The sequence below is a fragment of the Nocardioides pocheonensis genome, from assembly GCF_003725535.1.
GTDB lineage: Bacteria > Actinomycetota > Actinomycetes > Propionibacteriales > Nocardioidaceae > Marmoricola > Marmoricola pocheonensis.
Map to the genome: position 1 here is coordinate 46915 of NZ_RJSF01000049.1, position 23520 is coordinate 70434.

The following is a 23520-nucleotide window of genomic DNA, read 5'->3' on the forward strand; positions in this document are numbered from 1 at the left end:
CGGCCTCGTCAGAGGTCGGGAGGGCTCAATGCTTGACTGTGCCCTGGAGAAAGGGGCTGCATGACCGATCCTGAGCCGCAGCTCTCGCTGCCCGGGATGGTCCGTGCCGAGGCGCGCAAGGCGAAGCCGCCTGCGGAGAAGAAGCCGCAGGCGCTGGCCGAGGTCGACCCGGTCGCGCAGGTGCTCGTCGACGTCCCGCTCGCGCACCTCGACCGCCCCTTCGACTACGCCGTGCCGGCGACGATGGCGGAGACCGCCGTGGCGGGTGCGCGGGTGAAGGTGCGGTTCGCCGGCCAGGACGTCGACGGCTTCGTGCTGGCCCGGGCCGCGGAGTCCGACCACCCCGGGCGTCTGCAACCGCTGCGGCGGGTGGTCAGCGCCGAGCCGGTGCTGAGCCCCGAGATCGCGACCCTCGTGGGCGAGGTGGCCGCCCGTTACGCCGGCGCGCGGTCCGACGTGCTCCGGCTCGCCGTGCCGGCCCGGCACGCGGCGACCGAGAAGGCCCCGAGCGCGGCGTTCCCCGTGCCGTCGATCCACGTCCGGCCCGCGCTCTGGTCGGCGTACGCCGGGGGAGCGGCCTACCTCGAGGCGCTCGCTCGCGGCGAGGCGGCCCGCGCGGTCTGGCAGGCCGCTCCGGGCGACGACTGGACCACGCTGCTGGCCGAGGCGGCGCTGGCGACGGCGAGCGCCGGTCGCGGCGCCCTGGTGTGCCTGCCGGACCGCCGCGACGTCGACCGGCTCGACGCGGCGCTGCGCGACCGCCTCGGCGGAAGCGCCCACGTCGTGCTGACCGCCGACGCCGGACCGGCCAAGCGCTATGCCGCGTTCATGGCGATCTCCCGCGGAGCGGCCCGGATCGTGATCGGCACCCGGGCGGCCGCGTTCGCCCCCGTGCACGATCTCGGACTGGTGGCGATCTGGGACGACGGCGACGACCTGTACGCCGAGCCGCGCGCGCCCTACCCCCACGCGCGTGAGGTCCTGCTCCTGCGGGCCCAGCTCGGGCAGACGGCAGCCCTGCTCGGGAGCCACGCCCGGAGCGTCGAGGCGGAGTACCTCCTGCACAGCCGCTGGGCGGAGGAGATCACCCTGCCGCGCGAGGACCTGCGCCGCCGGATCAGCGTCGGCATCACCGGCGACTCCGACTTCGACCTCGCCCGCGACCCGGCGGCGCGGGCGGCCCGCCTGCCCAAGGAGGCGTTCGAGACCATCCGTGCCGGACTCGCGATCGGTCCGGTCCTGGTCCAGACGCCCCGGGCCGGCTACGCCACGCGGCTGGCCTGCGAGCGGTGCCGCACGCCGGCCGAGTGCGGCGTGTGCCACGGGCCGCTGCGGATCACCGACGCCCGCCGTCCTCCGGAGTGCGCCTGGTGCGGGACGGTCGCCGTCGACTGGAGCTGCCGCGCCTGCGGCGCGCGCGGACTGCGCGCCCCCGTCGTGGGTGAGCGCCGCACCGCCGAAGAGCTGGGTCGGGCGTTCCCCTCGGTGCCGGTGCGGGTCTCCTCCGGCGACCGGGTCCTCGCCGACGTGCCCGCCAAGCCCGCCATCGTGGTGGCCACGCCGGGCGCGGAGCCGATCGCCCCGGGTGGGTACGCCGCCGCGGTGCTCCTCGACACGTGGCTGCTGCTCGCGCGGTCCGACCTGCGCGCGAGCGAGGAGGCGCTGCGGCGCTGGAGCAATGCGGCGGCGCTGGTCGGCTCCGGTTCGTCGCCGGGACGGGTCCTGGCCGTGGGCGACCCGGCCCACCCGGCGCTCCAGGCGCTGGTCCGCTGGGACCACTCGGGGTTCGCGGACCGGGAGATCCAGGAGCGACGCAGCGCCCACCTGCCGCCGGCGTCCCGGGTCGCCACGCTCGCCGGCGACCCCGCCGAGCTCGAGGGTGCTCTCGCCGCACTGGTGCTGCCGGCCGGGGCCGAGGTGCTCGGTCCGGTGCCCGACCGCAGCCCGGACGAGGACGCCGTCCGGTACGTCGTCCGCGTGCCGCGCGCGTCCGGGCCCGCGCTCTCGGCCGCCCTGGTGCGCCTGCAGGCACAGCGCTCGGCCCGCAAGCAGCCCCACCTCAGGGTCGAGGTCGACCCGGTCAGCCTCGGGTGAGGCCCGAGCCGGTCTCGACTAGGCTCGTCCACTGCATGTTGCCCGCGCGACCGAGCCACGTTCGACCTCCGGAGGAGACGCGTTGTCCATCAGGCCGATCCGGCTGTTCGGTGACCCGGTGCTGCGCACCGCTGCGGCACCGGTGACCGACTTCGACAAGGAGCTGCGCACGCTCGTCGCCGACCTGACCGACACCATGCTCGACGCACCCGGTGCCGGGCTCGCCGCGCCGCAGATCGGTGTCGGCCTGCGCGTCTTCACCTGGTACGTCGAGGGTCAGGTCGGCCACCTGGTCAACCCCGAGCTCCGGCTGTCCGAGCAGACCCAGGACGGCCCCGAGGGCTGCCTGTCCCTGCCCGGCCTCTCGATGGACTGCGTCCGCGCCCAGTCGGTGGTGGCCCACGGCTTCGACATGCACGGCGAGCCCCTGGTGATCGAGGGGTCCGACCTGCTCGCCCGCGCGATCCAGCACGAGACCGACCACCTCGACGGGATCCTCTTCATCGACCGGCTCGACCGGGAGGCCCGTCGAGCGGCGATGAAGGCGATCCGGGAGGCCGAGTGGTTCGGCACCGACACGCAGGTCCGGATCTCGCCGCACGCCACCGGCGGCCTCGGGCTCTAGGAGGCACTCGATGCGTGTGGTCTTCGCAGGGACTCCCGAGGTCGCCCTGCCCGCTCTCGACGCGATCGCCGAGAGCCGGCACGACCTGGTCGGGGTGGTCACCCGACCGGACGCGCCGGCCGGTCGCGGCCGCCACCTGGTCGCGTCGCCGGTGGCCGTGCGGGCCGAGGAGCTCGGTGTGCCCGTGCTCAAGCCCGACCATCCCCGGGACGCCGACTTCCAGAGCGCGCTGGCCGCGCTGGAGCCCGCGTGCTGCCCGGTCGTCGCCTACGGAGCGCTCCTCCCGGAGTCGGTCCTCGGGATCCCCGAGCACGGCTGGGTCAACCTGCACTTCTCGGTGCTCCCGCACTGGCGCGGTGCGGCGCCGGTCCAGCACGCGATCTGGGCGGGTGACGAGGTCACCGGCGCGACCACGTTCCGGATCGTCAAGGAGCTCGACGCCGGCCCGACGTACGGGCTGATGACGCAGACGGTCCGCCCCGACGACACGGCCGGCACCCTGCTGGCCAAGCTCGCCGAGGGTGGCGCCGGCCTCCTGGTCGCGACCCTCGACGGCATCGAGGACGGCTCGCTCGAGGCCCGTCCCCAGCAGGAGGACGGCGTCAGCTACGCACCCAAGGTGCGCGTCGAGGACGCGCGCGTCGACTGGGAGGACCCGGCTCTCGGGGTCGACCGCCGGATCCGCGCGTGCACCCCGGCGCCCGGCGCGTGGACGACGTACGCCGGCGAGCGGATGAAGCTCGGCCCGGTCACCCTGGTCGACACCTGGGACGCCGACCCGCTGCCCCCGGGCACCCTCGCGGTCACCAAGAACGCCGTCCACGTCGGCACCGGCACGCTGCCGGTGCGGCTCGGGGAGGTCAAGGCGTTCGGCAAGAAGGCGATGGCGGCGGCGGACTGGGCGCGCGGCGTCCGGGTCGAGTCGGGTGCCCGGCTCGGCGACGACGAGGCGTGAGTGCCGGCGGTAGCCTCGCGCCCATGAGCCGGCCGGCCCGCCCCGAGGACGTCGACGAGATCTGCCGCGCCCTCCCGGAGACCTGGTTCGGCACGAGCTGGGGCGACGTCCCGACCTGGCTGGTCCCGCACCGGGTCCGCGACGGGCAGGACAAGGGCCGTGGCTTCCTGCTCTACCGCAAGCCCCACCACACCGCCGTCGACCCGGCGACCGGCGAGCCGTACGACGACCTGCTGGTGATCCGCACCGCCAACGAGGACGACAAGCTGGCCCTCGTCGAGGCGGACGGCCCGTTCTTCACGATCCCGCACTTCCAGGGCTACAACGCCGTGCTGGTGCAGCTGTCCCGGCTCGGCGAGGTCTCCCGCGACGAGCTCGCCGAGGTGATCACCGACGCCTGGCGGGCGTGCGCGCCGAAGAGCCTGGTCAAGCGACACCTCGGAGTCCCGGGAACCGGCGCCCGTGCCGACTGACCCTGCCCGCCTGGTCGCCTTCGACGTGCTCCGCGCGGTCGCGGACGCGGACGCCTACGCCAACATCGAGCTCTCCCGCCTCCTCCGAGAGCGCCGCGTCTCGGGTCGTGACGCCGCCCTGGCCACCGAGCTGGTCGGCGGCACGCTGCGGATGCGGGGTGCCTACGACGCGGTCATCGACCAGCTGGTCGACCGACGGCTGGACGAGCCGGTGCGCGACGCCCTCCGGCTGGGGGTGCACCAGCTGCTGGCCATGCGCGTGCCGAGCCACGCCGCAGTCGGCACCACCGTCGACCTGGTCAAGAAGCGGATCGGTCATCGGCCCGCGGGGCTCGTCAACGCGGTGCTCCGCAAGGCCGCCGGCCGAAGCCTGGAGGAGTGGCTGGCCGGGCACCCGGTCGCGGAGCGGTTCTCCCACCCGGCCTGGGTGGTCAGCGCGCTGGAGCGGGCCCTGGCGCGACCGGACGAGCTGGAGGCGCTGCTGCGCGCGGACAACGAGCGTCCGGCGGTCACCCTGGTGGCTCGTCCGGGGCTGGCCACGCGCGACGAGCTCGGCGGCACCCCGCTGGCGGTCTCGCCGTACGCCGTGGCGCTGGCCGGGGGCGATCCCGGCGCGCTGGCAGCGGTGCGCGAGGGACGGGCCGGCGTGCAGGACGCGGGCTCGCAGCTGGTCGCGCTCGTGCTGGCTCGCGCCTCGGTCGAGGGCAACGACCGGCGCTGGCTCGACCTCTGCGCCGGGCCGGGTGGAAAGACCGCTCTGCTCGCGGCCCTCGCCGTGCAGCAGGGGGCGCGGGTCCTCGCCAACGAGCGCCAGCCGCACCGCGCCCGGCTGGTGGCCCAGGCCACCCGCGCGGCGACGGCGGGGCTGCTGGGCGTGGTGGCCGGTGACGGCACCCGGCCCGCGTGGCCTGCGGCCGCGTTCGACCGGTCCCTGGTCGACGCGCCGTGCACGGGGCTCGGCGCGCTGCGACGCCGGCCGGAGAGCCGCTGGCGTCGCGAGCCGTCGGACATCGGCGACCTCGTCACGCTCCAGGCAGCGCTGCTGGACGCGGCGATCGAGTCGACCCGGCCCGGGGGAGTGGTCGTCTACGCGACGTGTTCCCCGGTCGTGGAGGAGACCGCCGGCGTGGTGTCCAGGGTGCTCGGCGAGCGCGCCGACGTACGACTGGAGCCGGCGACCGCCCTGCTCCCCGAGGTCGACGACGCCGAGTCGGCGCACCTCGACGGGGCCGTGCAGCTCTGGCCGCACCGCCACGGCACCGACGCGATGTTCGTCGCAGTCCTGCGCCGGACCGGCGAGTCGGACGCGACCGCCCACTAGGATCAGGCGCGCCATGGGAATCCAGATCACGCCGAGCGTCCTCAACGCCGACCTGTCCCGCCTTGCCGACGAGGTCGCGCGGATCCCCAGCTCCGACTGGGTGCACATCGACGTGATGGACAACCACTTCGTCCCCAACCTGACCCTCGGGCTGCCGGTCTTCGAGTCCCTCGCGCGGGCGACCGACCTGCCGCTCGACGCGCACCTCATGATCGAGGACCCCGACCGGTGGGCGCCGGCGTACGCCGAGGCGGGTGCCGGCTCCGTCACGTTCCACGTCGAGGCCGCCAAGGCGCCCGTCCGGCTGGCCCGGGAGCTGCGGGCGAAGGGAGCGCGCGCCTCGATGGCGCTCAAGCCGGCCACCGGAATCGACCAGTACGCCGATGTCCTCGGCGAGCTCGACATGGTGCTCCTGATGACGGTCGAGCCCGGGTTCGGCGGGCAGAAGTTCCTCGACCTGGTGCTGCCGAAGATCCGCCGCACCCGCGAGCTGATCTCCGCCGCGGGCCTCGAGGTCTGGCTGCAGGTCGACGGCGGGGTGTCCCCGGAGACGATCGAGCGCTGCGCCGAGGCCGGTGCCGACGTCTTCGTCGCCGGGTCGGCGGTGTTCTCCGCCGACGACCCGGATGCCATGGTCCAGCAGCTGCGCAAGCTCGCCGCCGGAGCCACGCCGCACGGCTGAACCACGCACCGGCGTCGCGCCCTCATGGGCTAGTCCAGCGGAGCCGGCCTCGGGGCCAGAAGTCGCGCATGCAGCAGCATGTGCGCATGCGGATCCTGGTGGCCTCGGACCTGCACTACCGGTTGCCGCACTACGACTGGCTGGTCGGGGCCGCCGCGGACGTCGACGTGGTCGCGCTCGCGGGCGACCTCGCCGACGTGGTGAGCCCGGTGCCGCACGAGGTCCAGACCGTCGTCCTGCGGACCTACCTGCGCCGGCTCGCGGACACCGGCCCGGTGTTCGCGGCGTCCGGCAACCACGACCTGGACGGGCCGGGCACGCACGGCGAGCAGGTGGCCGGCTGGCTCAGCAGCTCCGACCACGAGCGACTCCACGTCGACGGGACCAGCGTCGACCTGGAGGACACGCGGTTCACGGTCTGCCCCTGGTGGGACGGGCCGGTCACCCGTGACGAGGTGGGCGCCCAGCTGCGCGCTGCGGCGGTGGACCGACCCGCGCGGTGGGTGTGGCTCTACCACGCGCCCCCCGCCGGGACGGCGCTGTGCAACGACGGCCGACGCACCTTCCCCGACGAGCAGCTCACCGCCTGGATCGAGGAGCTGGAGCCCGACCTGGTCTTCTGCGGTCACATCCACCAGGCGCCCTGGATCGACGGCGGCACCTGGCACGCGAGGCTCGGCAGGACCTGGGTCTTCAACGCCGGGAAGCAGATCGGCAAGGTCCCGCCCCACATCACCGTCGACACCGCGACGGCGACCGCGCACTGGTTCGGGGTGTTCGAGTCAGAGACCGTGAGCCTCGGCTGAGTGGTCGTGGTCGCCCTCAGGGTCGCGCGCCGACCCGGTGCGCGCGGCCGGCCCCTGGTGGTGCACCAGGTGGTCGAGGATCCGGTCGACCATGCCGAGGTGCCCCTCCTCGCCGGCGAACTGCTGCTTGACGTCGACCAGGTACTGCGTGAGTCCGTCCAGGCGCGAGGCCGTGGTGCGCAGAACGGCGAGAGCTGCGCCCGGCTCGCGCGTGAGGAACGCCGTGGGATCCTCGACGACGCGCACGCGGACGTCGCCGACGGCCCGCACGGTCGCGGTCGCCGGCTTGTCCAGCACCGCGGCCATCTCCCCGAACACCGCGCCCGGTGTGTCGACGCGCGCGAACGGCAGTCCGTCGTGCTCGATCACCACGACGCCCTCCTGCAGCACGTACATCCTCGTCGTGCGGCTGCCTTCGTCGATGAGGGTCTCGGACGGCGCGATCTCGAGCAGCGGCAGCCGGGCCGAGAGCGCGAGCAGATCGGTCATGGGCCCTCCCAGGCTCCGCGGGGGCTCATTCTCTCACCTCGACCGCGGGCGAGCCGGCGCGTCCGGTCCGGGCGTTCTCGACGTACGGCGGGATCCCGGACCCGACGACGCCCGGTCGGGACCGGGCGTCGTCGGCGTACCGAGGGGGCTGGCTCGTGCCGATCAGCTGTGCCCGCGCCGGCCGATCATGAGCGCGCTCCTCAACGTGCTCACCCGCGCATCGCGGGTGGAGAGCGGCGCCAGGCCGTAGGCCCGCTCGATGGTGGCGAGGATCGACGTCGTGTCGTGCCAGCCGTGGTCGACCCCCGAGTGGCTGAAGCGACCGCCGATGATCAGCGCCGGGATCCTGGTGCCGGGCCCGAACTGGTCGGCCGGGGCGACGCCCGCGTGGCTGCCCTGTCCGGGAGGCGCCATGTGGTCGCGCTGGCCGCCGAACTCGTCGTAGGTGACCACGACCAGGGTGTCCTTGCCGTCAGGGCCCCTCAGGGCCGCCTTGATCAGCCGGACCAGGTGCCTCTCGCCGCTGTGGGTGCTCGCGTAGCCGGGGTGCTCGTTCTCCTCGCCGATCGGCTTGACGAACGACACCTTCGGCAACGTCCCGGCGTGTGCTGCCGCGAAGAACGCGGTCTCGTCCTTCAGGTGGGCCCGTCCGGGCATGCCCGGCGCGTAGTTCTGGAAGTAGTTCAAAGGCTGGTGGTGGTACTGGAACAACGGGTCAGGGTGGCCAGCCGCTGCTGCGTCCCAACCGCCGGCGTACCAGTTCCACGAGATGTGCTTGGCCGACATCTCGTCGCCGATGTTGGTCTCGTAGAAGGGCTTCGTCGGGTCGACGTCGTTGATGCCCGGGAGCACGTTCGAGCCGCCCCCGCTCGGCGCCCACGACGGCTGCATGGTGTTGACCGCGTAGTTGCCGCAGGCGAAGCCGCTCACCGTGGTCGGCAGACCGCACGACTGGGTGAGCACGGCGTCGTTGTAGGCGACGGCGGGGTCAGGGTTGTAGAGGGGGTAGTTCTTGTTGGGGAAGCCGGCGGCGTCGAGGACGCTGTTCTTGCCCGCAGGGATCGCGAGCTGGCTGGTGTCCCACTGGGGCGGCTGCGCGGCGACGAGGTACTGGTGGTTGAGGAACGATCCCCCGAAGGCGCCCTGGAAGAAGTGGTCCGCCACCACGTAGTTCGGCCCCTTCCGGGAGTGCAGGTACCGGTAGACCGGCAGCTTCCTGGTGCGGTAGCGGCCCACGGTGAGACCGACGGCGTCACTGCCGGTCGCGTAACGGTCCTGCCGGCCGTGGTCGAGCTGGTACTGCTCCTGGTAGAAGCGGTGCACGAGGTCGCGGGTGCACCCACCGGGCAGGCCCTGGGGGTCGCCCTTCTGCACGCCGTTGGCGGCGAACACCGTCGGCGGAGCACAGGTCCGGTCGGCCGGCTTGATGTAGGTGGGGATCCTGAACGGCTTGCTCGAGGTGAAGTGGCTGTCGAAGGCGACCCCTCGGGCGGTCGTTCCCGAGCAGCGTGGCGTCAGCGCCCCGGGGTGGGTCGTGCCGTCGAGCCACGTGACCGTCTGCGAGGTCGTGACGAGGTTCGCGTCGTTCTGCAGCAGACAGGTGATCGGGTGGCCGGCCTGGTCGACCTGGCTCCTCCGAGCCTTGGGCTTGTGCAGCCCGTTCACCGTCTGGGCGCCCACCCGGCCCCAGCCGCCGTACAGGTTGTCGAAGCTGTGGTTCTCCTCGAAGATCACGACCAGGTGCTTGTAGCCGCCGATGGTCGGCTTCTTGCGGGCCGCCTGCGCTCCAGTGCCCTGCGCAGTCGGGACGACGACGAGCGCCAGGGCGGCGATCGTCACGAGGATGATGGTGCGAACCTTCCCAGACATGCTGGTTCTCCTGCCCTGTCGGATGAATGACGCGGGCGCCGCCCGGACAGCGTGACCCCGGAGCCCGAGGGCCGTTGGGCGAGTGACGGCCGAAGCCTCAGGATGCGCCCGGGCCCGCGTAGGGGTCAACGACTCGGCTTCTGGGTACGTGGTCGAGGCTTGGCGCGCCCATGTGACCGGCGCAACGTGGGCCGTCGGTCCCCGATGTGGCAGGCTTGTCCCACGAGTGAAGACTCGCGTGCTCTGGGATCGGTGTAATTCCGAGCCGGCGGTGACAGTCCGCGACCCGTTCGCAGCCAGCGATCGGTTGACCAGGTGGAAATCCTGGACCGACGGTGAAAGTCCGGATGGGAAGCAGCACGCGCGGCTGTCGCGAGCCGTTGACGCCCGCGACCCCTGCGCCCCCTCCCCGAGCCCGCGGCCCGGAGGAGAGAGAGGCGCATGACGACCACCCAGGTCCCCGCGAGCGCGGTCGAGCGGGCGATGCGTCGCGCCCTCGAGCTGGCGGCGTCTCCCGGCGTACCGCTCGGACCGAACCCGCGGGTCGGCTGCGTGCTCCTGGCGGCCGACGGCTCGGAGGTGGCCGAGGGCTTCCACCGGGGAGCCGGTACGCCGCACGCCGAGGCCGCCGCGCTCGCGGAGGCCGGTGAGGCCGCACGCGGTACGACGGCCGTCGTCACGCTCGAGCCCTGCAACCACACCGGCCGGACCGGGCCGTGCGCCGAGGCGCTGATCAAGGCGGGCGTGGCCCGCGTCGTGTTCGCCCAGCCGGACCCCAACCCGGTGGCCGCCGGGGGAGCCGAGGCTCTGCGTGCCGCGGGGATCGCGGTGGAGATGGGTCTCCTCGAGCGAGAGGCCCGGCAGCTGAACCGGGCCTGGACGTTCGCCCTCGAGCACGGTCGCCCGTTCGTCACCTGGAAGTTCGCCACGACCCTCGACGGCCGCAGTGCTGCCACCGACGGCAGCAGCCGCTGGGTGAGCTCGCGACCGGCGCGGGTCGACACCCACCGGCTGCGCGGGCAGTGCGACGTGATGATGGTGGGCTCCTCCACCGTCGCGATCGACGACCCCGAGCTCACGGTGCGCGACGAGTACGACCTGCCGCTCGCCCACCAACCACTGCGAGCCGTGGTGGGCCTGCGTGAGCTCCCCGAGGACAAGCGCGTCTTCAACGACCGGGCCGAGACCGTGCGACTGCGCACGCACGACCCCCGGGCGGCGCTCGCGGAGCTGTTCTCGCTCGGCAAGCGGCACGTGTTCCTCGAGGGCGGGCCGACCCTGGCCGCGGCCTTCCTGCGGGCCGGGCTGGTCGACGAGGTGGTCGCCTACGTCGCGCCGATGCTGCTGGGGGCCGGGGCCGCCGCCGTCGGCGACCTGGGCATCACCACGATCGGCGACGCGTTGCACCTGCAGATCACCGACGTGACCCCGCTCGGCAACGGGCCCGAGACCAACGTGCGCCTCACGATGAGGCCGATCCAGGCGGACCCGGACCGCCACCACCGCAACGAGGAGACAGCCTGATGTTCACCGGAATCGTCGAGGAGCTCGGCCAAGTGGCACACATCGAGCCGCTCAACGAGGCGGTCCGCCTCTCCGTGAAGGGCCCCGAGGTCGCCCGTGACGCCCGCGCGGGCGACTCGATCGCGGTCAACGGCGTGTGCCTCACCGTGGTGACCAAGGAGAAGGGCGTGTTCACCGCGGACGTCATGCTGCAGACCCTCGCCCACACCTCGCTGGGTGCTCTCCGCGTCGGCGCGCCGGTCAACCTGGAGCGCGCGGTGACCCCGACGACCCGGCTGGGCGGCCACATCGTCCAGGGACACGTGGACGGGACCGGCACGATCGTCAGCCGCACGCCGAGCGAGCACTGGGAGGTCGTGGAGATCTCGCTGCCCGTCGAGCTGAACCGCTACCTCGTCGACAAGGGCTCGATCACCGTCGACGGGATCTCGCTGACCGTCGTGGAGGTCCGCGCCGACTCGTTCACCGTGAGCCTGATCCCCGAGACCCTGGCCCGCACCACGCTGGGCTTCAAGCAGCCCGGTGACGTCGTGAACCTCGAGGTCGACGTCATCGCCAAGTACGTCGAGAAGATGGTGACCCGATGACCGACCCCCTCACTGACCCCACCAGCACTCCCCATCGCGCCGGCATCCCGCTGGACAGCGTCGAGGAGGCGATCGCGGACATCGCGGCCGGCAAGGCCGTCGTGGTGGTCGACGACGAGGACCGCGAGAACGAGGGCGACATCATCTTCGCGGCCTCGAAGGCGACCCCCGAGCTGATGGCGTTCACCATCCGCCACTCCAGCGGCGTGATCTGCGTCCCGATGCCGGCCGAGATGCTCGACCGCCTCGAGATCCCGTTGATGACACCGCACAACAAGGACCGGCTGCGGACGGCGTACACGATCTCCGTCGACGCCCGCGACGGCGTGTCGACGGGCATCTCGGCCGCCGACCGCGCGCACACCGCCCGCGTGCTGGCCGACTCCGCGACCGAACCCTGGGAGATCACCCGGCCCGGGCACGTGTTCCCGCTGCGCTACCGCGAGGGCGGCGTGCTGGTCCGGCGTGGGCACACCGAGGCGGCCGTCGACCTGGCCCGCATGGCCGGCCTCACGCCGGCCGGCGTCCTGGTCGAGGTCGTCAACGACGACGGCACGATGAAGCGCGGGCCCGAGCTGCGCGAGTTCGCCGACGAGCACGGCCTCAAGCTGATCTCGATCGAGCAGATGGTCCACCACCGGCGCCGGACCGAGACCCACGTCGAGCGGGTGGCCGAGACCCGGCTCCCGACCAAGTACGGCGACTTCACCGCGTTCGGCTACCGGATCACGGTCGACGACTCCGAGCACATCGCCCTCGTGTACGGCGACCCGGCCGACCTGCCGGGGGAGCCGGTGCTCACCCGGGTGCACAGCGAGTGCCTCACCGGAGACGTGTTCGGCTCCGCGCGCTGCGACTGCGGCCCGCAGCTCGAGGAGGCGCTGGAGCGGATCGCGGAGGAGGGCCGCGGGGTGGTGATCTACCTGCGCGGGCACGAGGGCCGCGGGATCGGGCTGCTGGCGAAGCTGCAGGCCTACCAGCTCCAGGACGGCGGACGCGACACCGTCGACGCGAACCTCGACCTCGGCCTCCCGGCCGACGCCCGCCACTACGGCGCCGCGACCCAGATCCTGCGGGACCTCGGCATCGACACGGTGCGGCTGCTGACGAACAACCCCGACAAGACCTCCAGCCTGGAGTCCTACGGCATCCCGGTCGCCGAGCGGGTCCCGCTGACGCCCCGGCCCAACGACCACAACCTGACCTACCTGCGCACCAAGCGCGACCGGATGGGCCACGACCTGCCCGACCTGGCGTCGACGCACGAGCCCTTGTTGGTTGAGCCTGCCGAAACCGACCACGCCCCGGTGGTCGACCAGCCCCCGGTGGTCGACCAGCCCCCGGTGGTTGAGCCTGCCGAAACCACCCCGACGCGAGGAGCGAGCTGATGAGCGGAGACGGCAGCCCCCAGGACCGGCCCTTCGACTGCCACGACCTGCGCGTCGCCGTCGTCGCGGCGAGCTGGCACGAGCGCGTGATGACCGGCCTGCTCGACGGGGCCCTCGACGCCCTGCGGCGGCACCAGGTCGAGTCGCCCGTCGTGGTGCGCGTGCCCGGCTCGTTCGAGCTCCCGGTCGTCGCGAGCGCCCTGGCCGCCCAGGGCTTCGACGCGGTGATCGCCCTGGGCGTGATCATCCGCGGCGGCACCCCGCACTTCGAGTACGTCTCCTCGGCCGCCACGGACGGACTGGCCCGGGTCGCCCTGGACCACAACATCGCGATCGGCTTCGGGCTGCTCACCTGCGACAACGAGCAGCAGGCCCTCGACCGGGCCGGCCTCGAGGGATCCAGCGAGGACAAGGGCTACGAGGCGACCAGCGCGGCGCTTCTCACCGCAGTGACCTTGAAGCGGATCAGGCGTCGCGAACATCTAGGCTAGGCGCGTGAAGACGTTCGAGGAGCTGTGGCAAGAGCTCAGCGAGAAGGCTGAGACGCGCCCGGCGGGCTCCGGCACGGTGCAGGCGCTCGACGCCGGCGTGCACGCGATCGGCAAGAAGGTGGTCGAGGAGGCCGCCGAGTCCTGGATGGCCGCCGAGCACGAGGGCCATGACCGGGCGGCCGAGGAGATCAGCCAGCTGCTCTACCACACGCAGGTGCTGATGCTCGCCGCCGGAATCACCCTCGACGACGTCTACGCACACCTCTAGGACCCCCATGCCTTCCACCCCAGACCCCACCTCCGGGCCGGCCGCCACCAACGGCAACGGCCGGCTGCTCCGGATCGCGCTGCCCAACAAGGGCTCGCTCGCCACCTCGGCCTCGGAGATGCTCCGCGAGGCCGGCTACCGGCAACGCTCGGACTCCAAGGAGCTCGCCCTCCTCGACGCCGCCAACGGCGTGGAGTTCTTCTACCTGCGCCCTCGTGACATCGCCCTGTACGTCGGCGAGGGCACCCTCGACATCGGCATCACCGGACGCGACCTCCTGCTCGACTCGGGGGCCAAGGCCGAGGAGGTGATGAGCCTCGGGTTCGGCCGGTCCAGCTTCCGGTTCGCCGCCCGTCCGGGGGTTCTCGGCTCGCTCGGTGACCTCGCCGGCAAGCGGATCGCGACCTCGTACGTCGGGCTGGTGCGCCGCCACCTCGAGGAGCACGGCATCGACGCGTCCGTCGTCCGCCTCGACGGAGCCGTCGAGACGAGCATCCAGCTCGGCGTCGCCGACGTGATCGCCGACGTCGTCGAGACCGGCAGCACCCTCAAGCAGGCGGGCCTGGAGATCATCGGCGACGTGCTGCTGGAGTCCGAGGCCGTGCTGATCACGCGCAGCGGGGCCGACGAGCCCGACAGCTTCGAGGTGTTCAAGCGCCGTCTCGACGGCGTCCTGGTGGCGCGGTCCTACCTGATGATGGACTACGACATCCCCGCCGACCGCGTCGAGGAGGCGGTCGCCCTGACGCCCGGCCTCGAGAGCCCCACGGTCTCGCCGCTTCATCGCGAGGGCTGGGTCGCGGTGCGCTCGATGGTCCCGAGCGCGGGGGCACAGCGGCTGATGGACGATCTCTACGGCATCGGCGCCCGGGCGATCCTGCTCACCGACATCCACGCCTGCCGGCTCTGAGGTGGCCGCGTCCGTGCCCGACCAGCCCACGCTCCCGCACACTTGGCGCCCGTACGGCGCCCGCCTGGTCGGCACCGTGCTCGGAGGACTGCTCCTGGTGCTGGTCGTCGCGGTGTGGATCGCGTGGGGCGCCGAGGTGCGCTCGCGGTTCACGCTGCTGCAGCGTTCGACGCTGGTCGGGCTCGGCGTGCTCGCCTTCGTCGGCTGGTACGCCCTGGTGCGGTCCCGCGTCACCGCGGACGCGTCCGGCGTGACGGTCGTGAACGGCTACAGCCGCCGGGTGCTCGAGTGGTCGCAGGTGCTGTCGGTCAACCTGCGCCGCGGAGCCCCGTGGGCCGGCCTCGACCTCTCCGACGGCACGTCGATCGCCCTGTTCGCGATCCAGGGGTCCGACGGCGACCGGGCCGTGCGCGCGGTCCGTGAGCTGCGCGCTCTCGTGGCGGCGCAGACGCCGACCGACCGCGACGACTGAGCGCGAGGTTCAGTCCGCGTCGGTGCGCACGACGAGGTCGGCGCGTGCCCGGGTGTCCTGCTCCGCGAACAGACGCGCCTCGTCGCGGGTCCACGCGTCCCAGTGGTCGCGCAGGGCGTCGCCGTCCCGGGCCAGCGCACGGGCCTGCCGGAGGTCCGGCGCTGCCTCGACCCAGACCAGGGTCGTGATCAGGGGCGCCCACGCGCGGTTGCCGGCGCCCACGCCCTCGAGCACGAGCAGCGGCACGGGCTCGACCTCGCGGGCCTCGGCGTACGCCCCGGCGCACCAGTCGTAGCGGCGGTAGCGTCCGCGCCGTCCCGCCGCCAGGGGCTCGAGCACCCCCAGCACCATCGGGTCGACCTCCGGCAGGCCGCCCCAGCCGGGGTAGAGGTCGTCGAGATGGAGCACCGGAGCACCCGCGAGCGAGCCGACCTCGGCGGCCAGGGTGGTCTTCCCCGAGCCGGCGGGGCCGTCGACGGCGACCAGGCGCCCGGCGCCCAGGGTCGGCGGGCGCGACCGGGCCAGCGCGAGGACCTCGGCCGCACGACCGGTCACCGAGCGATCACCAGGCGCAGCCGAGGCCGCGGTAGGTCGGGACGGTCTCCACCACTCGGTCGTCCGAGACCAGGTGCACGACGTTCGTGTGCTCGGCGAGCTCGCCCGACTTGGCGTGCCGGAACCACACCCAGTCGCCGATGGAGAGCTCGGGCACTCCCGGCCCGGTCAGCGGGGTCTGGACCTCGCCGGCGCCCTCGAGCCCGGTGAGGTGCAGGCCCGGCGGCGCCCACGGGGTCGGCGCCCGGTCCTTGCCGGTCGGACCGCTCGCGACGAACCCGCCGCCCGCGACCGTCACGATCCCGTCCGCGGGCCGGCGCACGACGGGGAGCCCGTAGAACGCCGCGGGTCGCGGGTCGAAGCTCTCGTAGTGGTCGAACAGCGTCGGCACCAGCAGGCCCGAGCCGGCGGCGACCTCGGTGACGGCGGCGTCGGCGGCGGTCGCCTCGACGCTGCCCGAGCCCCCGCCGTTCCAGAACTCCAGGTCGACCACCTCGCTCAGCGCGCGGGCGATCGCGCCGCGGCGGTCGGCGAGCTGGGTCATCGAGGCCGACTTCAGCCGGCGCACCACCATCGACTTCGCCCGCTGACCCGGTACGTCGTCCGGCACTCCGGCGACCTGGCCCTCGTAGGTCATCACCCCGACCAGCGCGAAACCGGGACGGTCGACCACGTGCCGGGCGAACCGGAGCACCTCGGCCGGGTCGTGCAGCGGTGACCGCTTCGGCCCGACGTGCGAGCGGCCCAGACGGAGGCCGGCGTCGACGTCGATCGCGACCCGGACCGGACGGTCGGCCGACCGTCCCAAGCCGCGCCGTTGCTCGTCGACCAGGTCCAGGTGCACCGGGTCGTCGACCATGAGGGTCACGGTGGCCAGCGCCCGCTCGTCGCCGAGCAGCCGGCGCAGGGCGCCTCGGTCGACGGAGGGGTAGCCGAGGACGACGTCGTCGCTGATCTCCTGGTCGCAGAGCCAGAGCGCCTCGCGCAGTGCGTAGGCGAGCACGCCGGAGAAGCCGTCACGGGCGAGGGCCCGCTCGAGCAGCGCCGGGACGCGCAACGACTTCGACGCGACCCGGATCGGCGTACCGGCGGCACGTCGCGCGAGGTCCGCCGCGTTCGCGTCGAAGGCCTCGAGGTCGACGACGACGAGCGGCGTCGCCGGGTCCTCCAGGCCCGCGACCGCATCGGTGAGCCGGCGGGCCAGCCGGTGGCGCTCGGCGGGACGTTCCTCCATGCTCAGGAGATCCCGTGCTTGCGCAGGATCGCCTCGATGTCGCCGAGGTCCTCGTCGATCGCCGGAGGACCGGAACGGCGCCGGTCGACCACCGCGGGAGTGCCCTTCGCGTCGACCTCGCGGCCGCCGCGGCCCCCCAGCACCGCCGAGGCCCCGAACAGCACCACCGAGACGCCGACGAGCACGATGCCCAGCCAGACCACGGGGCTGAAGACGAGGTGCAGCGCCCAGCGCCCCACGCTGTCGCCGATGTCGAAGGCCAGCTCGAGCACGCCGGTCAGCCACGCGGCCACGGGGAGGATCGTCCAGGCAGAGCCACGCAGCCCCGCGGCCAGCCCTCGGGCGCGCCAGCGGAAGAACGTGACCACGCCGAGCAGGACGGAGAGCGCGAACGCCAGGGCACCCCACGCGGCGGAGTCGTAGGTCATGGGTCCAGCCTACGGAGCCCCGGGCACAGGTCCACCGCGACGCTCTGGGGGGACGGCCGCCTGAGAGGATGGGCCGATGAGCTTCCACGGCGCTTCCCTCCAGGAGCCGGCCTTTCCCGACGACGACGGCAGCGCCGACCCCGAGGTCGCGGCCGCGCTCGCGGCGTACGACGCCGACCCCGCGGCGGGCCACCGGGCCGCCCTCGCTGCACTCCAGGACGCGCGTCTCCTCGTGCCGGTCGTCGCCGTCCTCACCGAGGTCGAGCACGACGACGACGGACGCGCCCGCGACAAGTCGAGCGAGATGGCCGCGGTGCTGGTCACCGGCCGCGACGGCCGCACGGCGCTGCTCGCCTTCACCTCCGTCGACACGATGCGCGCCTGGAACCCCGAGGCCCGGCCCGTGGCGGTGCCGGCGCGGGAGGCGGCACGCTCGGCGCTGCACGACGACGCGGCCGCGGTCGTCGTCGACATCACCGGCCCCGCGCTCTTCCCGATCGAGGGCCAGGACCTCCACGACCTCGCCGACGGGCTCGTGCTCCGGCCGGTCGAGGGCGGCTGGGGCTGGACCCGCCCGCTCGGTGGTTGAGCTGCGAGCCCTTCGGCAGGCTCAGGAGCCACGCCGGCGAGCCGCGAAACCTCTCGGGCTCACGCCGGTGGTTGAGGTGCGAGCGTCAGCGAGCCTCGAAACCACCCTTGGCGACCTGGCTCACCGGGTTTCGAGGCGGTTGCTGCGCAATCGCACCTCAACCATCGGGTGGTTGGGGCGCAGGCCCCCGGGTGGTTGAGGTGCGAGCGCCAGGGAGCCTCGAAACCACCCTTGGCGACCTGGCTCACCGGGTTTCGAGGCGGCTGCTGCGCAACCGCACCTCAACCATCGACTCACCGGGTTTCGAGGCGGTTGCTGCGCAACCGCACCTCAACCATCGTTGGCTGAGGTGCAAGCCTTCGGAGGCTCAGGAACCACGCCGGCGAGCCGCGGAACCCACGCGCGCCCGCCGATGTGACCTGAGCGCTCGGAGCCTGTACCCTTGTGAACGACCGATCGGGTGGCCGGGTGAGATTCCCGGGTGCTCGGTCCGACAAGTGGAGGCCTCCTCCCACCCGCACCGACCGCACCGCCCCTGATCCGTCAGGGACACCAGGTCGTCGGGTCCGGTCCAGCGGCACGGCGTACGCGTCGTGGCGTTGCATCAGGGGCTTCCGCGTGTCGGCGGGGGCCCTCTTTGCATTCACCGGGGTCCTCAACGGTCAGACCGAGAGTTCCGACCCAGGAGGACACATCAGCACCGAGCTGCGCATCAACGACCGGATTCGGGTTCCCGAGGTCCGACTCGTTGGCCCCAACGGCGAGACCGTCGGCATCGTGCCGACCGACCAGGCCCTCAAGCTGGCCCAGGAAGCCGACCTCGACCTCGTCGAGATCGCCCCCCAGGGCCGCCCGCCGGTCTGCAAGCTCATGGACTACGGGAAGTTCAAGTACGAGAACGCCCAGAAGGCCCGTGAGGCTCGACGCAACCAGACCAACACGGTGATCAAGGAGATGAAGCTCCGGCCGAAGATCGACCAGCACGACTACGAGACCAAGAAGGGTCACGTCGTGCGGTTCCTCCGCCAGGGCGACAAGGTCAAGATCACCATCATGTTCCGCGGTCGTGAGCAGCACCGCCCCGAGCTCGGGTTCCGGCTGCTGCAGAAGCTCGCGGAGGACGTCACCGAGCTCGGTTTCGTGGAGTCCTCCCCGAAGCAGGACGGCCGCAACATGACCATGGTCATCGGCCCGCACAAGAAGAAGGCCGAGGCCAAGGCGGAGGTGAAGGCGGCCAAGGAGGAGCAGGCCGCCGCGCTCCAGGCCGAGCGTGAGGCCGAGCGCGCCGAGCAGCGCGCCGCCCACACCGGACCGGCCGCCCCGAAGAAGGAACGCAAGCGTTCGGAGAACCTCGATCCCGAGATCGAAGCCTGACCGACACGGTGGGTGAGGTGCCCGGAGCAGGAGCCCCGGGTGACAGCACCGAGCACCACGACCGCCGACAGAGAAGCACCGACGTGAGAAAGAGAAACTGATGCCGAAGAACAAGTCGCACTCCGGAGCCGGCAAGCGCTTCCGGGTGACGGGATCGGGCAAGATCCTGCGCGAGAAGGCGGGCAAGCGCCACAACCTGGAGAAGAAGGCCTCCAAGGTCACGCGGCGCATGACCGGCACCACCGAGGTCGCCAAGGCCGACGTCCCCCGCGCGAAGAAGCTGCTCGGTCTCTGACCCTGGCATCCCTCCGGTGGTCGAGACCCCGGACCCGATCTTGAACAAGGAGTAACACCACATGGCACGCGTCAAGCGGGCGGTCAACGCCCAGAAGAAGCGCCGGGTCGTCCTCGAGCGCGCCTCCGGCTACCGGGGTCAGCGTTCGCGGCTCTACCGCAAGGCCAAGGAGCAGGTCACCCACTCGCTGGTCTACAGCTACAACGACCGGCGCAAGAAGAAGGGCGAGTTCCGCAAGCTCTGGATCCAGCGGATCAACGCCGGCGCGCGCGCCAACGGGCTGACCTACAACCGCTTCATCCAGGGCCTCGGCCTGGCGGGCGTCGAGGTCGACCGCAAGATCCTCGCCGACCTGGCCGTGAACGACCTGCCCGCGTTCGTGGCGCTCGTCGAGGTCGCCAAGGCCGCCCTGCCGGAGGACGTCAACGCCCCGGTCTCGGCCTGACCGACCTGATGCTTCCCCTGACCGTCGGTAACAGCCGGGTCAAGGAAGCGCGGAAGCTCAGCCGCCGCTCGGTTCGTACCGAGCGGCGGCTCTTCCTTGCCGACGGCCCCAAGGCGGTCGAGGGCGCCCTCGAGGCGGGTCGAGTGGTCGAGGTCTTCGCCACCCCGGACGCCGCCCGCGCGTACGCCGGGCTGCTCACGGACGCGCCCGTGACCCTGGTCGACGACCGGGCGCTGGCCTCGTTGAGCGACAGCGTGACCCCCGCCGGACTCGTCGCGGTGTGCCGCTTCCTCGACGTGGACCTCGGCGCGCTCACCGGTGGCTCCGGCCCGGTCGTGGTGTGCGCCGACGTACGGGATCCCGGCAACGCCGGCACGATCATCCGCACCGCCGACGCGGTGGCCGCCGCCGGGGTCGTGCTGGCCGGCAACAGCGTCGACGCGTACAACGAGAAGACCGTCCGGGCGACGGTGGGCTCGCTGTTCCACGTGGGCCTCACGATCGACGGCGACACGGCGAGCGTCGTCGCCCGGCTCCAAGGTGCCGGCTACCGCGTCCTCGCCGCCGACGGTGCCGGTGAGGTCGACCTCTTCGACGCCGACGAGCTCCTCACCGGCAAGGTCGCCTGGCTCTTCGGCAACGAGGCCTGGGGCCTGCCGGCCGACCTGGCCGCGCTCGCCGACCACCGGGTGGCGATCCCGATCCTCGGACGGGCCGAGAGCCTCAACCTCGCCACCGCCGCGGCGGTGTGCCTCTATGCGTCGGCAGCGGCGGCCACGAGGATGGGCCGATGAGGTCGTCGCTGCTGACTCCGCTCGGCCTGGTGCTCGTGCTGGTCGGCCTCGTGTGGACCGCGCAGGGGATCGGCTGGCTCGGCGGCAGCCCGATGACCGGGAAGACGTTGTGGGCGGTCCTCGGGCCGCTGCTCGCCCTGGCGGGCGCGGCGCTGGCCTACGCCGGCGTACGCCGACGCGGCTGAGCGAAGTCACGGCGCCACGGCCCCAGCGGCGTACGCTCGAGGCGTGAAGAGCGAGGACTACCGGCACCTCCCCGAGCCCGTGCGGCCGGAGGACATGGTCGCCGAGGTGGACACCCGTCCGGTGCCCGACCCCGATGCGGGCATCAACCGCGACGCCGCCAACGCGCTGGAGGCCGGCGGCTGAGCGGTCGACCGACCTCGCGCCGCTAGGGTCGGAACGTGCCCGACCTCGACCACGACCAGGAGCTCTGGGACGCGCTGCCCGACGGCGTCGTGATCGCCGATGCCGAGGCCGTCGTCCGTCTGGTCAACGCGCCCGCTCGGCGGATGCTCGGCGACGGGGCGGTGCCCGGCGCAGCCCTGACCGACGTCCTGGCGCTGCAGGACCAGGACGCCCGCGACTGGTACTCGTCGAACCAGCCCTACCGCGGGCTCGACAGTCGCACGGGGATCCCGGAGCAGTCCTGGTTGCTGCCCGACGGCAGCGAGGTGCTGGTCACCGCGCGGATCGGCCGCAGCGGCCGCCACGGGCCGGTCGAGCGGGTCGCCGTCGTGCTGCGCAGCGGTCGCGGGCGCGCGCGGCTGGACCGCGACCGCTCCGACCTCGTGGCGACCGTGGCCCACGAGCTGCGCTCCCCGCTCACCGGCGTGAAGGGCTTCGTCACGACGCTGCTGAGCAAGTGGGACCGGCTCAACGACGAGCAGAAGAAGCTCATGCTCACCACGGTGAGCACCGACGCGGAGCGGCTCTCGCGCCTGATCACCGAGCTCCTCGACGTCGCCCGGATCGACACCGGGAGGTTGCCGCTGTACCCCCGCGAGATCGACGCGATCCCGGTCCTGGACCGGGTCGCGGAGTCCGTGCGTGCCGGCACGAGCCGGACGATCACCATCCGCCACGCGACGCCGTCCGCTGCTGCCTTTGCCGACCCGGACAAGTTCGTGCAGGTGGTCACGAACCTGGTCGACAACGCGGTCCGGCACGGTGAGGGCGAGGTCACGCTCACCTCGGAGCCCGGCCCGCTGGGGCTGAGGATCACGGTCGACGACCAGGGGGAGGGGATCCCCGAGGCGCTGCGCGATCGGGTCTTCACGAAGTTCTGGAAGCACGGCACGCGGGGCGGATCCGGCCTGGGCATGTACATCGTCAACGGCCTGGTCAGGGTCCACGGCGGCGAGCTCGCCATTCTCGACGCACCGGCGGGCGGCGCCCGGATCGTCATCGACTGGCCGGCGCAGGATCGTCGCTCCTGACCGCGTTCGCGGGAACTGGTTCGTCGCCCACCGCGGCGACTTCCTAGACTGCAGCCGCGAGGCGACACCAGGTCGCACCGAGGCGACACGATGTCGCCACCCGGCGCACGCGCAACCGCAACGAGAGGCACTCATGTCCGGACCGAACAGCTCCTACGACCCCGTGCAGGTGACCCCGCTCGGGGAGGAGCAGGTCTTTGCGATGCGCGACGCGGCCCTGGCCGCGATCGCCGCGGCGGCCGACCTCGACGAGCTCAAGCGGGTGCGCACCGAGCACGCGGGTGACCGCTCGCCGCTCGGGCTGGCGAACCGCGAGATCGGCGCGCTGCCCCCGCAGGCGCGCAAGGAGGCCGGCCTCCGTGTCGGCCAGGCCCGCGGCGCCGTGAACCAGGCCCTGGCGGCGCGGTCGGAGGAGCTCGAGGCCGAGGCCGAGGACCGCATGCTGGCCGAGGAGACCGTCGACGTCACGCTGCCGTGGGACCGGATGCCGCGAGGAGCCCGGCACCCGATCACGATGATGTCCGACCGGATCGCCGACATCTTCGTCGCGATGGGCTGGGAGGTCGCCGAGGGCCCGCTGGTCGAGGCCGAGTGGCTGAACTTCGACGCGCTCAACCTCGGGGCCGACCACCCCGCACGCACGATGCAGGACACGTTCTGGACCGAGCCGGCCGAGAACCACGTGGTGCTCCGCACCCACACCTCACCGGTGCAGGCGCGCACGATGCTGACACGTGAGCCACCGATCTACGTGGTCTGCCCGGGGCGCGTCTTCCGCACCGACGAGTACGACGCCACGCACAGCCCGATGTTCCACCAGGTCGAGGGCCTCGTGGTCGACGAGGGCATCACCATGGCCCACCTGAAGGGCTCGCTGGACCACTTCGCCCAGGCGGTGTTCGGCGAAGGCATCACGACCCGGTTCCGGCCGTCGTACTTCCCGTTCACCGAGCCGAGCGCCGAGGTCGACCTGGTCTGCTTCGTGTGCCGGGGCACCGGCGAGGTGCCCGCACCGGACGCCGACGGGGGCACCGGTCAGTCCGTCACCTGCCGCACCTGCCGTGGCGAGGGCTGGATCGAGTGGGGTGGCTGCGGCGTGGTCAACCCGAGCGTGCTGGTCGCGTGCGGCGTCGACCCCGACCGCTACACCGGGTTCGCCTTCGGCATGGGCATCGACCGCACCCTGATGTTCCGCCACGGGGTGGAGGACCTGCGCAGCTTCTTCGAGGGTGACGTCCGCTTCAGCCGCGCCTTCGGAACGGAGATCTGAGCATGGCCGCGACACTCTCGTCCATGGCCTGCTGCGCGACGCCGCGCGGGCGCCTGGACTTCGTTGTCGTCAGTCGCCGATGCTCCGCATCGGCTCCCTCCTCCGCCTTGCCAGGCACTCCGCGCGACGCCGCTCGCGACGGC

28 protein-coding genes and 1 riboswitch are annotated in these 23520 nt (G+C 72.7%); of the genes, 23 read left to right on the forward strand and 5 right to left on the reverse strand.

All coding sequences use genetic code 11. From position 1 onward, the window contains the following. Positions 1–60: 60 nt before the first annotated feature. The 7 genes from EFL26_RS23030 (at position 61) to EFL26_RS23060 (ending at position 6956) form a co-directional block, all read left to right on the forward strand. The gene (locus tag EFL26_RS23030; protein WP_123225276.1) at positions 61–2094 is read left to right on the forward strand and encodes a primosomal protein N'; all 2034 of its coding nucleotides are present in this window, start codon (positions 61–63) and stop codon (positions 2092–2094) included. 82 nt (positions 2095–2176) lie between these two features. Next, the gene (gene def / locus EFL26_RS23035; protein ID WP_123225277.1) at positions 2177–2719 is read left to right on the forward strand and encodes a peptide deformylase; all 543 of its coding nucleotides are present in this window, start codon (positions 2177–2179) and stop codon (positions 2717–2719) included. A gap of 10 nt (positions 2720–2729) precedes the next feature. Next, on the forward strand, positions 2730–3674 hold the full coding sequence (fmt, locus tag EFL26_RS23040) for a methionyl-tRNA formyltransferase (RefSeq protein ID WP_123225278.1): 945 nt from the start codon (positions 2730–2732) through the stop codon (positions 3672–3674). 23 nt (positions 3675–3697) lie between these two features. Continuing rightward, complete coding sequence (locus tag EFL26_RS23045) at positions 3698–4147, forward strand: MmcQ/YjbR family DNA-binding protein (RefSeq protein WP_123225279.1); 450 nt, start codon at positions 3698–3700, stop codon at positions 4145–4147. Beyond that, entirely contained in the window at positions 4137–5468 is a 1332-nt protein-coding gene (locus EFL26_RS23050) for an RsmB/NOP family class I SAM-dependent RNA methyltransferase (RefSeq protein ID WP_123225280.1), read from the forward strand. Before EFL26_RS23045 ends, EFL26_RS23050 begins: the two co-directional genes overlap by 11 nt. 13 nt (positions 5469–5481) lie before the next feature. Continuing rightward, a complete protein-coding gene (rpe, locus tag EFL26_RS23055; RefSeq protein WP_123225281.1) occupies positions 5482–6150 on the forward strand; it encodes a ribulose-phosphate 3-epimerase in 669 nt (222 codons plus the stop codon). Positions 6151–6218: 68 nt separating this feature from the next. Next, positions 6219–6956, forward strand: coding sequence for a metallophosphoesterase family protein (locus tag EFL26_RS23060; protein WP_123225282.1), 738 nt, complete (start codon positions 6219–6221; stop codon positions 6954–6956). Here EFL26_RS23060 and EFL26_RS23065 read toward each other — a convergent pair. Together EFL26_RS23065 and EFL26_RS23070 are read right to left on the reverse strand one after the other, a co-directional pair. After that, positions 6933–7445, reverse strand: coding sequence for a Crp/Fnr family transcriptional regulator (locus EFL26_RS23065; protein WP_123225283.1), 513 nt, complete (start codon positions 7443–7445; stop codon positions 6933–6935). The genes EFL26_RS23060 and EFL26_RS23065 overlap by 24 nt on opposite strands. A gap of 162 nt (positions 7446–7607) precedes the next feature. Next, positions 7608–9314, reverse strand: coding sequence for an alkaline phosphatase family protein (locus EFL26_RS23070; RefSeq protein ID WP_123225284.1), 1707 nt, complete (start codon positions 9312–9314; stop codon positions 7608–7610). A gap of 234 nt (positions 9315–9548) precedes the next feature. Further along, a riboswitch (FMN riboswitch) is annotated at positions 9549–9679 on the forward strand. 76 nt (positions 9680–9755) lie between these two features. On the opposite strand from EFL26_RS23070, the gene ribD reads away from it, so the two are divergent. From ribD to EFL26_RS23105, 7 genes are read left to right on the forward strand one after another with little or no spacing between them, the layout of a single operon-like run. Further along, entirely contained in the window at positions 9756–10838 is a 1083-nt protein-coding gene (ribD, locus tag EFL26_RS23075) for a bifunctional diaminohydroxyphosphoribosylaminopyrimidine deaminase/5-amino-6-(5-phosphoribosylamino)uracil reductase RibD (RefSeq protein WP_246000355.1), read from the forward strand. After that, a complete protein-coding gene (locus EFL26_RS23080) occupies positions 10838–11425 on the forward strand; it encodes a riboflavin synthase (RefSeq protein ID WP_123225285.1) in 588 nt (195 codons plus the stop codon). Before ribD ends, EFL26_RS23080 begins: the two co-directional genes overlap by 1 nt. Continuing rightward, a complete protein-coding gene (locus tag EFL26_RS23085) occupies positions 11422–12813 on the forward strand; it encodes a bifunctional 3,4-dihydroxy-2-butanone-4-phosphate synthase/GTP cyclohydrolase II (protein ID WP_123225286.1) in 1392 nt (463 codons plus the stop codon). Before EFL26_RS23080 ends, EFL26_RS23085 begins: the two co-directional genes overlap by 4 nt. Next, positions 12813–13304, forward strand: a complete 492-nt coding sequence (ribH, locus tag EFL26_RS23090) for a 6,7-dimethyl-8-ribityllumazine synthase (RefSeq protein WP_123225287.1) — start codon at positions 12813–12815, stop codon at positions 13302–13304. Before EFL26_RS23085 ends, ribH begins: the two co-directional genes overlap by 1 nt. A 4-nt stretch (positions 13305–13308) precedes the next feature. Further along, entirely contained in the window at positions 13309–13572 is a 264-nt protein-coding gene (locus tag EFL26_RS23095; RefSeq protein WP_123225288.1) for a phosphoribosyl-ATP diphosphatase, read from the forward strand. Positions 13573–13579: 7 nt separating this feature from the next. Next, a complete protein-coding gene (gene hisG / locus EFL26_RS23100) occupies positions 13580–14482 on the forward strand; it encodes an ATP phosphoribosyltransferase (RefSeq protein WP_221177122.1) in 903 nt (300 codons plus the stop codon). Positions 14483–14495: 13 nt separating this feature from the next. Continuing rightward, positions 14496–14954: a PH domain-containing protein gene (locus EFL26_RS23105; protein ID WP_246000356.1), complete on the forward strand. Its 459-nt coding sequence runs from the start codon at positions 14496–14498 to the stop codon at positions 14952–14954. Positions 14955–14963: 9 nt separating this feature from the next. On the opposite strand, the gene EFL26_RS23110 is transcribed toward EFL26_RS23105, so the two are convergent. Genes EFL26_RS23110 through EFL26_RS23120 form a run of 3 tightly spaced genes read right to left on the reverse strand, consistent with a single transcriptional unit; the run spans position 14964 to position 17171 of the window. Beyond that, positions 14964–15509 (reverse strand): nucleoside/nucleotide kinase family protein, encoded by a 546-nt coding sequence (locus EFL26_RS23110; RefSeq protein WP_123225290.1) that lies wholly within the window; start codon positions 15507–15509, stop codon positions 14964–14966. Between the two features lie 7 nt (positions 15510–15516). Continuing rightward, entirely contained in the window at positions 15517–16743 is a 1227-nt protein-coding gene (locus tag EFL26_RS23115; RefSeq protein ID WP_123225291.1) for an amino acid deaminase/aldolase, read from the reverse strand. 2 nt (positions 16744–16745) lie between these two features. Then, positions 16746–17171: a cellulose synthase gene (locus tag EFL26_RS23120; protein WP_123225292.1), complete on the reverse strand. Its 426-nt coding sequence runs from the start codon at positions 17169–17171 to the stop codon at positions 16746–16748. A 76-nt stretch (positions 17172–17247) separates the two neighbouring features. Between EFL26_RS23120 and EFL26_RS23125 the strand changes: the two genes are divergently transcribed. The 9 genes from EFL26_RS23125 (at position 17248) to pheS (ending at position 23377) form a co-directional block, all read left to right on the forward strand. Next, positions 17248–17760 carry an SseB family protein gene (locus EFL26_RS23125; protein WP_123225293.1) on the forward strand — a complete coding sequence of 171 codons (513 nt, stop codon included), beginning with the start codon at positions 17248–17250 and terminating at the stop codon, positions 17758–17760. A gap of 618 nt (positions 17761–18378) precedes the next feature. Beyond that, the gene (gene infC / locus EFL26_RS23130; protein ID WP_342773550.1) at positions 18379–19134 is read left to right on the forward strand and encodes a translation initiation factor IF-3; all 756 of its coding nucleotides are present in this window, start codon (positions 18379–18381) and stop codon (positions 19132–19134) included. Positions 19135–19234: 100 nt separating this feature from the next. Next, positions 19235–19429, forward strand: a complete 195-nt coding sequence (gene rpmI, locus EFL26_RS23135; RefSeq protein ID WP_123225294.1) for a 50S ribosomal protein L35 — start codon at positions 19235–19237, stop codon at positions 19427–19429. Between the two features lie 61 nt (positions 19430–19490). Continuing rightward, positions 19491–19874 carry a 50S ribosomal protein L20 gene (rplT, locus tag EFL26_RS23140; protein ID WP_123225295.1) on the forward strand — a complete coding sequence of 128 codons (384 nt, stop codon included), beginning with the start codon at positions 19491–19493 and terminating at the stop codon, positions 19872–19874. Between the two features lie 8 nt (positions 19875–19882). Then, positions 19883–20668 carry a TrmH family RNA methyltransferase gene (locus EFL26_RS23145; protein ID WP_123225296.1) on the forward strand — a complete coding sequence of 262 codons (786 nt, stop codon included), beginning with the start codon at positions 19883–19885 and terminating at the stop codon, positions 20666–20668. Further along, entirely contained in the window at positions 20665–20853 is a 189-nt protein-coding gene (locus tag EFL26_RS23150; RefSeq protein ID WP_123225297.1) for a hypothetical protein, read from the forward strand. The genes EFL26_RS23145 and EFL26_RS23150 overlap by 4 nt, the downstream gene beginning before the upstream one ends. A 43-nt stretch (positions 20854–20896) precedes the next feature. Further along, the gene (locus EFL26_RS24420) at positions 20897–21037 is read left to right on the forward strand and encodes a hypothetical protein (RefSeq protein WP_183408343.1); all 141 of its coding nucleotides are present in this window, start codon (positions 20897–20899) and stop codon (positions 21035–21037) included. 35 nt (positions 21038–21072) lie between these two features. After that, positions 21073–22107 (forward strand): sensor histidine kinase, encoded by a 1035-nt coding sequence (locus EFL26_RS23155; RefSeq protein WP_221177123.1) that lies wholly within the window; start codon positions 21073–21075, stop codon positions 22105–22107. A 133-nt stretch (positions 22108–22240) separates the two neighbouring features. Beyond that, a complete protein-coding gene (pheS, locus tag EFL26_RS23160) occupies positions 22241–23377 on the forward strand; it encodes a phenylalanine--tRNA ligase subunit alpha (RefSeq protein WP_123225298.1) in 1137 nt (378 codons plus the stop codon). The last annotated feature ends 143 nt before the right edge of the window (positions 23378–23520 follow it).